This window comes from Sphingomonas sp. (assembly GCF_013816785.1).
GTDB lineage: Bacteria > Pseudomonadota > Alphaproteobacteria > Sphingomonadales > Sphingomonadaceae > Sphingomicrobium.
In genome coordinates this window covers 18,181-27,953 of record NZ_JACDDV010000030.1, presented here as the reverse complement: position 1 = coordinate 27,953, position 9,773 = coordinate 18,181, and the positions used below count along the sequence as shown (strand labels likewise).

Sequence of the window (9,773 nt, the reverse complement as noted above, 5' to 3'; positions counted from 1 at the left end):
GCCTTGAGCTGGGCGACGTCCTCGGGTGCGATCTGGCCATTGACCAGGGTCTTGTCGTCAAGCTGCCGGTGCATCGACCATCTCCATCGCGTCATTGAGGGCGGCGAGCAGCGACTCGCCATGACGCTCAAGCTTGGTATCGCCGATCCCGTCGATTGCGGAAAGCGCGGAAAGCGAGGGCGGCCTGGCCGTCGCTACTTCGCGCAGCACCTTGTCGTGAAAGATGACGTAGGGCGGAACGCTCTGGTCCTTGGCGCGGTCCCGCCGCCAAGCACGCAGCGCCTCGAACAAGGGGTCGTGCGGATGGTCATCCCCGCGCCGCCTACGCCGGACGTGTTTGGGAGGGACGGCGATGACAAGGCTCTCACCGCCTTTGAGGATCGCTCTGGCGCCGGGGCCGAAGCTTAAACCCCCATAATCGTCGGCTCGCAACGCATCGCGCGCCTGCAGCGAGCGCGCGACCGGGCGGATCAGCGCCTGTTCGTCGGCGCTCATGATTCCAAACACCGACAATTTATGGTGGCCGAACTGGCGGACCTTCTCATTGTCGTTGCCGGCCAGCACTGCGGTCAGATGCGCGACGCCGAACCGCATCTCGGTGCGGAAAGCGGCCGACAGCAATTTGCGCGCGACCTCGGTGACGTCGATCGTCGCCGGCGGATCGAGGCAATTGTCGCAATTGCCGCACATCGCAGGCGGATCCTCGCCGAAGTGCTTGAGCAGGATCGCGCGGCGGCAGGTTGCGGCTTCGACGAAAGCAGCGAGCGCATTCAGCCGCTCGCGCTCGCCTGGTCGGCGCGCCTCCTCGACCTCGGTTTCGATCCGGCGGCGAGCACGGGCGAAATCCTCGGCGCCCCAGAACAGCCAGGCTTCGGCCGGATCGCCGTCGCGGCCGGCGCGACCGGTTTCCTGATAGAAGGCCTCGATCGATTTGGGGATGCCGGCATGGGCGACGAAGCGGACGTCGGGCTTGTCGATCCCCATCCCGAAGGCGACCGTCGCCGCCATCACCATTTCCTCGGAGCTGACGAACGCCGCCTGGTTGCGCTGGCGAATGTGCCCCTCGAGCCCGGCATGATAGGCGAGCGCGGGCCGCGAGCCGCTCCCCAATTGCTCGGCCAGTTTCTCGGTGGCGTTGCGGCTGGTGGCGTAAACGATCCCTGCACCCGGCTGATCCTTCATCAGCGTCTTGAGCTGCGAGCCGATCCCGTCGCGCGGGCGGACATGATATCGGATGTTGGGCCGGTCGAACCCGGCGACGATCAGCCCGTCGTCGGGAATGCCGAGCTGGATTAGGATGTCAGCGCGTGTGCGGCGATCGGCGGTCGCGGTCAAGGCGAGGCGCGGGATGTCGCGGTGCTGGTCGAGCAACGGCAGCAGCAGGCGATAATCGGGGCGGAAGTCATGCCCCCATTCGGAAACGCAATGCGCCTCGTCGATCGCGAACAGCGCGATCTCGGCTTCCTCCAGCAAGCGCGCGAAGGCTTCGGTCGTCGCCCGTTCAGGCGCGACGTAGAGCAGGTCGAGTTGCCCGTCGCGCAGTGCGTCGCGGATCGCGCGCGGATCCTCGCTGAGACTCGTCAGCGCGGCAGCACGGATGCCGAACCCCTCCGCCGACCGCACTTGGTCGTGCATCAGTGCGATCAGCGGGGAAATGACGATGCCGGTGCCGCGACGGGCAAGCGCCGCCAGCTGATAGGTCAGCGACTTGCCCGCACCAGTCGGCATCACCGCCAGTGTATGCTGGCCCGAAACCGCCCGCTCGACCACGACTTCCTGAACACCGCGGAACGAGGAAAAGCCGAAGCGGTCGTGGAGGAGTTGCTGGACGCTGATCACGGCTTTCCTTGGAAGGCGCAAGGCCGCCGCGCAAGCCCGGCGACTTATTCGGCGGCGACCTCTTCCAGTTCGCGCTCCGCCGCTTGGCGCAACCAAAGTTCGGCGTAAAGCCCGCCATTTCCGAGCAATTGGCCATGAGTGCCGCGCTCGGCCACTCGCCCATCGTCGAGCACGACAATCTGATCGGCGCCGACAATGGTCGACAGGCGGTGAGCGATGACGATTGTCGTGCGGTTGCGCGCGACCCCGTCGAGCGTCGCCTGGATGGCTTCCTCAGTGCGACTGTCCAATGCGCTGGTTGCCTCGTCGAGGATGAGTAGAGGCGGGTCCTTCAGCAACGTGCGGGCGATCGCGACGCGCTGCTTCTCGCCGCCCGACAATTTGAGTCCGCGCTCGCCGACCATGGATTCGTAACCCTGCGGCAGGGCGGCAATGAAGCCGTCGATCGCCGCGCCTTTCGCTGCGCCCGCGATCTCCGACTGTGACGCGTCCTCGCGCCCGTAGCCGATGTTGTACCCGATGGTGTCGTTGAACAGCACCGTGTCCTGCGGGACGATGCCGATCGCCGCGCGCAGGCTCGCCTGGGTAACATGGGCAATGTCCTGCCCGTCGATTATGATCCGCCCGGCGGTCGGATCGTAGAAACGATAGAGGAGGCGCGCCAGGGTCGACTTGCCCGCGCCCGAAGGTCCGACCACCGCGAGGCTGGTGCCGGCCGGGACGTCAAGCGTGACGCCCTTCAAAATGATCCGCTCGGGCTCATAACCGAACGCCAGCTCCTCGAACCGGACATGCCCGTCGGTGACGATCAGCGGTCGTGCATCAGGCGCGTCGATCACTTCGGCCGGCGTGTCGGTCAAATCGAACATCGCCTCCATATCGATCAGGCCCTGGCGGACCGAGCGATAGACCCAGCCGAGCATGTCGAGCGGGCGGAACAGCTGCATCAGCAGCGAATTGACCAGCACCACGTCGCCAGGGGTGAAACGGCCTTGGCTCCAGCCCCACACGGTGAAGATCATCGCCCCGGCCATCATCGCATTGGTGATCAGGCTCTGACCAATGTTGAGCCAGGCGAGGCTGACTTCGTTGCGCACCGCCGCGCGGGTGAAAGTGCCGACCGCCTCGTCGTAGCGCAGAGCCTCACGCTCCTCGGCGCCGAAATATTTCACCGTCTCATAGTTGAGCAGGCTGTCGACCGCGCGGCCGATCGCCCGGTTGTCGACCTCGTTCATCTCGCGCTGCAGCTTGGTCCGCCAGTCGGTCACCCGGCGGGTGAAGCCGATATAGAGGGCGACGATGCCGAGCGTCGCCGCGACCAGTCCGGCGCCGAACTTGACGTAGAAAATGATGCAGATCGCGGTCAACTCAATGATTGTCGGGGCGATGTTGAACAGCAGGAAATAGAGCATCATGTCGATGCTCTTGGTGCCGCGCTCCACAACCTTGGTCAGACTGCCCGTGCGTCGCTCGAGGTGGAAGCGAAGCGACAGCGAGTGGACATGGCGGAACACTCGCGCCGACAACCGCCGCGCCGCCGACTGACCGACCTTTTCAAACACAGCGTTGCGCAAATTGTCGGCCAATACCCCGCCAAAGCGAGCACCGGCGTAAGCGAGCACCAGCAGCGCGGCCGCGGTCCACGCCGCCGCCTCGCCGCTCATCGCGTCGACCACAGCCTTGTAAGCGAACGGCATCGCCAGTGTGATTCCCTTGCCGGCGAACACCAGCACCACCGCGACGACGACTCGCAAGCGAAGCTCGCGGTCGTCCTTCGGCCAGAGCATCGGCAGGAAACGCCACAGAACCGCGAAGCTGCCCTTCTGCGGTTTTTCGACTTTGGCGACGCTATCCATTGAGCTGACAGGTAGGGAGGCGGCAGGCCATCCGCAACGGATGCGACGAACCGATTGGAACTGTGCGATTTCCCGTTGGTTATCGGGTCAGTGCCAGCGGAGACTTAATATGGGTCCGGGTTTCTTCATCATCGCCATCCTTGGTTGCGCCGACGGCTCGGCCGCCTGCACACCGGTCGCGACGATGCCCACCCGCTACGAAAGCCGCGCCGCTTGCGAGGCGGCGACGGTGACTTCGCTCGCCGCGAATGGCGACTTCGACTTTCCGACCGTTCTTGCTCAATGCCGTCCGGCGAAAGCTCCAGCCGCGCAGCGTTCGGCCCCATTGCAGCGGCAGGTCGTTAACACACGCCAAAGCTAGCCTGGTTGGCCCCGCTTCCGACCAGATTTTGAGCGCCATCGTACGCCTGCACCCAATGGTGGCTGATAGCCAACTGAGTATGCGATAATTTCCCAATACTTAGCGCTAAACTCCCGCAGTTTTTAGCACGCGTATCGCGGGAACACTGAAAACAAACAACATTTTCGAATTGGCATGCTCCCTGCAATATAAGCCACGAGCCCAATCGCTGGCTCGTAAAAAGGGAGATTAGAAATGCTCGTTTCGCTTAATTCGACCCGCCAGGCCGCGGTCGGCCTTGCCGTGTCGTTCATCGCCTCATTGCTGATGGTCAGTGCCGCCGTCGGCCCGCTGCCGATCGCCTGACGCATGCTTTCGCCAACTCCTCTCGACAGAAAGCCTGAACTCATGAACGGTCGCTTCTTCCTCAATCCCGCCAAGGCCAAGGCAATGGGCGTGTGCGCCGGCCTGTCCGACTGGCTCGGCGTCGACGTCCTGATCGTGCGTCTCGCCATGGTCGTCGCCACGCTGGTCACCGGACCGGTCGCGGTGCTGCTTTACATCCTTACCGGCTGGCTCGCCACCGACGACCGCTGATCGGGCCGGCAAGCCCCCTACCCGGCGGCCGAGCCATGGGCTAAGGTTGGGCGACACGCCAAGGAGCTGCTCATGGACCGCGACGGAGACGAAGTGCACCTCAACGAAACCGAGGCGACCGCCGGGGCCAAGGCGCACGGCGTCCGCTATGTGCTGGGCTTCTCGCTGCTGCTGATCGTCGTCGCCATGTCCGCCGTGTGGATCTTCGGGTCGGTGCTCGGCTGAGCTTGCCTTGGCGACTGGCTCGTCTAGGGTCATTCGGCCCCGCCAGAGGAGATGATCATGCGCCGCCTGCTGTTCTCGCTCGTTCTTGCTTCGCTCGCTGTACCGGCCTCGGCTTCGCTCCCGGTCGGAGCCAAGGCTCCCGATATTAAGACGATGGGCGCGCTCGGCGGCAAGAACTTCCGCCTTCACCTCGCCGAGCAGCTGCGCCAGGGGCCGGTGGTCCTGTATTTCTATCCCAAGGCCTTTACCAAGGGTTGCACGCTTGAGGCCAAGGCCTTCGCCGACGCCGCGCCCGACTTCCGCAAGGCCGGAGCGCGGGTGATCGGCATGAGCGCCGACGACCTCCCGACGCTCAGGAAATTCTCGGTCGAGCATTGCCGCAGCGCTTTCCCGGTGGCGGTCGCGTCGAGGGCGACGATCAAGGCCTACGACGTTTCGATGCCACTGGCCGGTGCGGTCGCCACCATGTCCAACCGTACCAGCTATGTCATTGCCCGCGACGGCCGAATCGCCATGGTTCACTCCGACCTTGACTGGAAAGACCATGTCGCCAAGACGTTGACGGCGGTTCGGGCGATGAACAAATAGGTCTTCGTTCGTTTCAACCAAGGAACCATTACCCGCTAGGGGCATTATGTCGGCAACGTGACATATGAGCCACGCTCGTTGCGTTAAATTCTTGCTCATTGCGTTAACTGCTTTCTTTAACGCTTAGCGAAAACCATCGTGCCGCCAACTATGAGGAGTGGCCGATGGCAACTCGTTTCTTGAAGGCAATGATGCTGGCCTCGATCGCGGTGGCGCCGCTGCCTGCCGCCGCTGCCGAAACCAGTTCCAATCCTCCACAACAGAGCTTCCTCAAACGCACGACAAATTTGCTCGCGCGGGCGGTGACGGCGCCGATCAAGCCCGACGTTTTTGGGACGGTGGCGCTGGCGGCGGGGGTTACGCTGTATGACGCGCGCTGGCGGCGAGTAAGCGCGGCCGACCAGTCCGACCCGCGGGTGCTGGCGATGGCGGCGACGCTGCGCGGCCTCGACCCGCTGGCCAAGCTGTCCGCGATCCAGGCCGACGTTGGTCGCCGCATCGCCTGGCGTCGCGATCTCGACGGCTATCATATCGCGGACTATTGGGCCGAGGCGGGCGAGACGCTCAATCGCGGTTTCGGCGATTCCGAGGATATAGCGATCCTCAAGATCCAGGCGCTGAAGGCGGCCGGGTTCGACCCCAGGGATCTCTATATCAGCGTGGGCAAGGACAAGTCGCGCGGGCTCGACACCCTGCTGATCGCGCGAGCAGGAGGGCGGTTCTACGTGCTCGACGATCGCGGGCCCGCGCCGATGCAGTCCGAGCAATATGGCCGATTCGACCCGATCATCACGCTCGGCAAGAATGCCACCTGGCTCCACGGCCGCCGCTTCCACAGCTTCGCCGACCGCGCCGCCCGCCATTAGGGCATTGCTTTGCGGCTGATTGCGCGCGCAAAATGCAGCAGCGTCGGTTAAGGACATGTCCGGCATCACGCTCAGCAGGAAGGACCGACCATGGCCAAGAGTCAGAAGAAGTCGAACAAGGAAGCCCGCAAACCCAAGGCGGAAAAGAAAAAGACCAACGCCGCCAACCCGTCGACCAAGGAAGGCGTCGTTCGCGGGCTCGAGAATTTCAAAAAATAAACCGCTAAGCCTGGCGCCGCAGATCCGCGGGAAAGCCTCAATTTTCGGCCGGAAGCCGGAATTCGGTTCATCCTTGCCCCCGGCCCGCTCGTCGGAAACGGCGCACCCGCGGACGCGTGCGACGGGTTGACCTGGCATGACCCACCATAACCCACCGACCCGTCTGGCCATGACCGCGATTGCCGCGGTCCTCGCCATTTCCGCTCACCCATCGCTCGCACAGGACACGGCGCAGCCGACGACACTCGACACGGTCGTCCAGACGCCCGATCCGGCCGCTCCCGATCCGCTTGCGCCGGCCACCACCACAACCGAGACGGCTCCGGCTGATGCCGCTCCAACCGTGGCCAAGGCAGCTCCGGCAAAGGCCGCCACGCGGACGACGCGCACCGCTCGGACGACACGCACGACGACGACGCGGCCCCCCGCCCGAGCGCTTAGTGTCGCGCCCGCCGCTCCGCAGACATCGGCCCCGGCGGTTGCGATCGCCGAAGCGCCTGCCGTCGCGCCGATCGCCGTCCAGCCCCAAGCCGCGCCGATGCCAACTCCGGCTGCGCCGCCGGCAACCCAGCCGGTCGCCGGCAACCAAAGCCCATTGAACAATGACACGCTGCCGATCGCCGGCGCAGCCGGTCTTGGCCTTCTCGCCCTTGCCGGTGCGGGCATCGCACTGCGTCGCCGCAGACGCCGCCGTGACGAGGACGAACTGGTCGAACAGGACGCGCAGTGGGACGAGCCTGCTGCAGAGCCGGCGATGCCTGAGGCTGCGGTCGAGCCCGCGTTCGTCCGCACCGCCGTTCCGCTCCACGACCCGGTTCCGGCGCGCGCGATGGCCCCGGAAGCCGCCGCCGCGTCTGCGACAATTCTGCCGAACGGCTTCGACATTTCGCGCTTCGGCCCGCACGTTCAGGCGGCATATCGCGGCCCAACCCCCGACAATCCTTCGCTGTCGTTGAAGAACCGCCTGCGCCGAGCCAGCTTCTTCGACCAGCGCGATCGGCAGGACGAGGTCGAATCGACGACCGTCGCCCCGGCAAGCGAGCCGGCTCCGACCACGCTGACTCACCGCGATGCCGCCTTCATGCTCGGCCGCGAGTCATCGGGATCGCCGAACAAGGACCGGGCTTTCCAGTCCTGACCCCGGCTCGACCCAGCGACAGCGCCGCCGCCCGCCCCCCGCGCGGCGGCGCTTTTGCGTCGCGTGGCAAGGCAAGGCGATGAACCCGATCCGTATCCTGGTCGACGCCGACGCGTGTCCGGTGAAAGACGAAATCTACAAGGTGGCGTGGCGGCGCGGGGTCGCGGTCACGGTGGTCAGCAACATGAGGATGCGCGTGCCCGATCATCCGCTGATCGAGCGGATGGTGGTATCGGATGCGTTCGATGCCGCCGACGACTGGATCGCGGAGCAGGCGGACGCGAAGACGGTGGTGATCACCGGCGACATCTTGCTCGCCGACCGCTGTCTGAAGGCCGGCGCGACGGTCATCGGCCATAACGGCAAGCCGTTCACCGTAGCTTCGATCGGCGGCGCGATCGCGACTCGGGCGATCATGGCCGATTTGCGTGCGGGCGGCGATGTGGTCGGCGGCCCGGCGCCGTTCGCCAAGGCGGATCGGTCGCGCTTCTTGCAGGCGTTGGACGAGGCGCTGGTGCGGCTGGCGCGTGGCTGAGGTCGAGCGCTAGCCCGCGCCATTAAACTAGCGTAAAAAGACCTGCCGAATCGCATGCGCCAAGGAGAGTGGCCATGGCGATAAATGCTGTGATCGACATTTCGCACCATAACGGCACTCGTCTCGATTTCGTCAAGGCGAAAGCCGACGGCATCCTGGGCGTCATCCACAAGGCATCTCAGGGGCAAACCAACATCGATCCGATGTACCGGACGAATCGCGCTCGGGCTCGGGCCGCCGGCCTGCTGTGGGGCGCTTATCACTTCGCGACTGGCTCCGATGGGGTGAAGCAGGCCGTCCATTTCCTCAATGCCGTGGGCGATCCGACCGACACGCTGCTGGTGCTCGACTTCGAGCCGAACCCGTCGGGGCCGTCGATGTCGCTTGAGGAGGCGAGGGCATTCAACACCCACATATTCGAGCAGACCGGTCAATGGCCGGGTCTTTACGCGGGCCATTATCTGAAGGAACAGCTTGGCGCGGGAGCCGACGCGGTGCTCGCGAAAAGCTGGCTGTGGATCGCCCAATACGGGCCCACGGCGGTTGTTCCGCCAAACTGGCAGACCTGGACAATGTGGCAATATACCGATGGCGCCGTCGGCCCGCAGCCCCATGTCGTCAAGGGTATCGGCAGGTGCGATCGCGACAAGTTCAACGGCACCGAAGCACAGTTGAGGAGGTTGTGGGAAGCCGCCCCCTGAAGGGCGACCGGCAGCGGCCAAGCCGGAATGTGGCAACGCAAGCGAGGCGGTGGTCGGCAACAATGGCAAGCGGTTCACGGAAGTGGAGGAAGTTCACGCTACGTCACCGTCGGGATCGTCAAATCCGATGTGCTGGCACGCGTTGAGCGCTGCCTCGCGTTCGGCGGCTTCGACGCTACGCTCAGCGAGTTTGGCGTGGGCATCCGCGTCCTGCTCGAACGGCGTGCGGTCGCGCCACGCGCCGAAGCGCACCGGATCCCTCAGCCGCAGCAGGAACATGGTCAGCCGCTCGTCATAATAGCGCCGCTCGCCGATCAGCTCGCCCTTGTAGAACACCGGCCGCGCCACCCCGTTGATCGCGCGCGACAGCGCCGCGTCGGCGAGCCGCGATACGCCATAGTCGAGCGCCATATCCCACGCCGCGCGAAACGACGCCGCCTCGATCCGCCGGCGCAGTGCATAGGCCGAGCTGGGCGACATGCCGACCGCGCGGCACGCCTCATCGACACAGGCGGTTTCGGACAAAGCGAGAAGGAAATCCACCTGCCGCGCCGGGGTCCAGCCGTCCTGGCGATGGCGAAGCTCGACGGGCACATAGTTGTCGAGGTCGGGCCGCTGATGCTTGCTCATCGATCAGGATGAAGCAAATTTCTGCCAAATAGGACAGGATTTTCGCAATCGCCGGGTTAGTCCGTGCCGCCGCCTCTCTACGCGATCACCTAGACAACTGCCTTGCAGATCGAGATACAACCGACCGTAATTAGGTCTTTAAGCTGGACATTGATCTGGACGTCTTGTCGCCACAGGCTGCTCCCACAATGAACGTTCGCGAGTCTGACGCTTTCTGCACGACGCTGGGCGAAGCTGGC

The 9,773-nt window shown here is 64.8% G+C and carries 11 protein-coding genes; 8 read left to right on the top strand and 3 right to left on the bottom strand.

All coding sequences use genetic code 11. From position 1 onward, the window contains the following. Positions 1 to 57 precede the first annotated feature (57 nt). Both recQ and H0W65_RS07760 read right to left on the bottom strand, forming a co-directional pair. The gene (gene recQ, locus H0W65_RS07765; RefSeq protein WP_294006129.1) at positions 58 to 1,839 is read right to left on the bottom strand and encodes a DNA helicase RecQ; all 1,782 of its coding nucleotides are present in this window, start codon (positions 1,837 to 1,839) and stop codon (positions 58 to 60) included. A 44-nt stretch (positions 1,840 to 1,883) separates the two neighbouring features. Further along, complete coding sequence (locus tag H0W65_RS07760; protein ID WP_294006127.1) at positions 1,884 to 3,695, bottom strand: ABC transporter ATP-binding protein/permease; 1,812 nt, start codon at positions 3,693 to 3,695, stop codon at positions 1,884 to 1,886. 748 nt (positions 3,696 to 4,443) lie between these two features. On the opposite strand from H0W65_RS07760, the gene H0W65_RS07755 reads away from it, so the two are divergent. The 8 genes from H0W65_RS07755 (at position 4,444) to H0W65_RS07720 (ending at position 8,904) form a co-directional block, all read left to right on the top strand. After that, positions 4,444 to 4,632 carry a PspC domain-containing protein gene (locus tag H0W65_RS07755; protein WP_294006125.1) on the top strand — a complete coding sequence of 63 codons (189 nt, stop codon included), beginning with the start codon at positions 4,444 to 4,446 and terminating at the stop codon, positions 4,630 to 4,632. A gap of 72 nt (positions 4,633 to 4,704) precedes the next feature. After that, on the top strand, positions 4,705 to 4,857 hold the full coding sequence (locus H0W65_RS07750; RefSeq protein ID WP_294006123.1) for a hypothetical protein: 153 nt from the start codon (positions 4,705 to 4,707) through the stop codon (positions 4,855 to 4,857). Positions 4,858 to 4,914: 57 nt separating this feature from the next. After that, entirely contained in the window at positions 4,915 to 5,445 is a 531-nt protein-coding gene (locus tag H0W65_RS07745; protein WP_294006122.1) for a peroxiredoxin, read from the top strand. Positions 5,446 to 5,609: 164 nt separating this feature from the next. Then, positions 5,610 to 6,311, top strand: a complete 702-nt coding sequence (locus H0W65_RS07740; protein WP_294006120.1) for a transglutaminase-like cysteine peptidase — start codon at positions 5,610 to 5,612, stop codon at positions 6,309 to 6,311. A gap of 90 nt (positions 6,312 to 6,401) precedes the next feature. Further along, complete coding sequence (locus H0W65_RS07735; RefSeq protein WP_294006118.1) at positions 6,402 to 6,530, top strand: hypothetical protein; 129 nt, start codon at positions 6,402 to 6,404, stop codon at positions 6,528 to 6,530. 136 nt (positions 6,531 to 6,666) lie between these two features. Further along, complete coding sequence (locus H0W65_RS07730) at positions 6,667 to 7,668, top strand: hypothetical protein (RefSeq protein ID WP_294006116.1); 1,002 nt, start codon at positions 6,667 to 6,669, stop codon at positions 7,666 to 7,668. A 79-nt stretch (positions 7,669 to 7,747) separates the two neighbouring features. Then, positions 7,748 to 8,203 (top strand): YaiI/YqxD family protein, encoded by a 456-nt coding sequence (locus tag H0W65_RS07725; RefSeq protein ID WP_294006114.1) that lies wholly within the window; start codon positions 7,748 to 7,750, stop codon positions 8,201 to 8,203. Positions 8,204 to 8,277: 74 nt separating this feature from the next. After that, the gene (locus H0W65_RS07720) at positions 8,278 to 8,904 is read left to right on the top strand and encodes a glycoside hydrolase family 25 protein (RefSeq protein ID WP_294006113.1); all 627 of its coding nucleotides are present in this window, start codon (positions 8,278 to 8,280) and stop codon (positions 8,902 to 8,904) included. 93 nt (positions 8,905 to 8,997) lie between these two features. Here the strand turns inward: H0W65_RS07720 and H0W65_RS07715 are convergent, their stop codons facing one another. Beyond that, on the bottom strand, positions 8,998 to 9,534 hold the full coding sequence (locus tag H0W65_RS07715) for a hypothetical protein (protein WP_294006111.1): 537 nt from the start codon (positions 9,532 to 9,534) through the stop codon (positions 8,998 to 9,000). Positions 9,535 to 9,773: the final 239 nt, after the last annotated feature.

What these genes read in the sequence shown, in the direction of transcription:
- H0W65_RS07725 (WP_294006114.1), top strand. Translation starts at nt 7,748, where the DNA reads ATGAACCCGATCCGTATCCTGGTCGACGCCGACGCGTGTCCGGTGAAA.
- H0W65_RS07715 (WP_294006111.1), bottom strand. Translation starts at nt 9,534, where the DNA reads ATGAGCAAGCATCAGCGGCCCGACCTCGACAACTATGTGCCCGTCGAG.
- H0W65_RS07745 (WP_294006122.1), top strand. Translation starts at nt 4,915, where the DNA reads ATGCGCCGCCTGCTGTTCTCGCTCGTTCTTGCTTCGCTCGCTGTACCG.
- H0W65_RS07750 (WP_294006123.1), top strand. Translation starts at nt 4,705, where the DNA reads ATGGACCGCGACGGAGACGAAGTGCACCTCAACGAAACCGAGGCGACC.
- H0W65_RS07735 (WP_294006118.1), top strand. Translation starts at nt 6,402, where the DNA reads ATGGCCAAGAGTCAGAAGAAGTCGAACAAGGAAGCCCGCAAACCCAAG.
- H0W65_RS07730 (WP_294006116.1), top strand. Translation starts at nt 6,667, where the DNA reads ATGACCCACCATAACCCACCGACCCGTCTGGCCATGACCGCGATTGCC.
- H0W65_RS07720 (WP_294006113.1), top strand. Translation starts at nt 8,278, where the DNA reads ATGGCGATAAATGCTGTGATCGACATTTCGCACCATAACGGCACTCGT.
- H0W65_RS07755 (WP_294006125.1), top strand. Translation starts at nt 4,444, where the DNA reads ATGAACGGTCGCTTCTTCCTCAATCCCGCCAAGGCCAAGGCAATGGGC.
- H0W65_RS07760 (WP_294006127.1), bottom strand. Translation starts at nt 3,695, where the DNA reads ATGGATAGCGTCGCCAAAGTCGAAAAACCGCAGAAGGGCAGCTTCGCG.
- H0W65_RS07740 (WP_294006120.1), top strand. Translation starts at nt 5,610, where the DNA reads ATGGCAACTCGTTTCTTGAAGGCAATGATGCTGGCCTCGATCGCGGTG.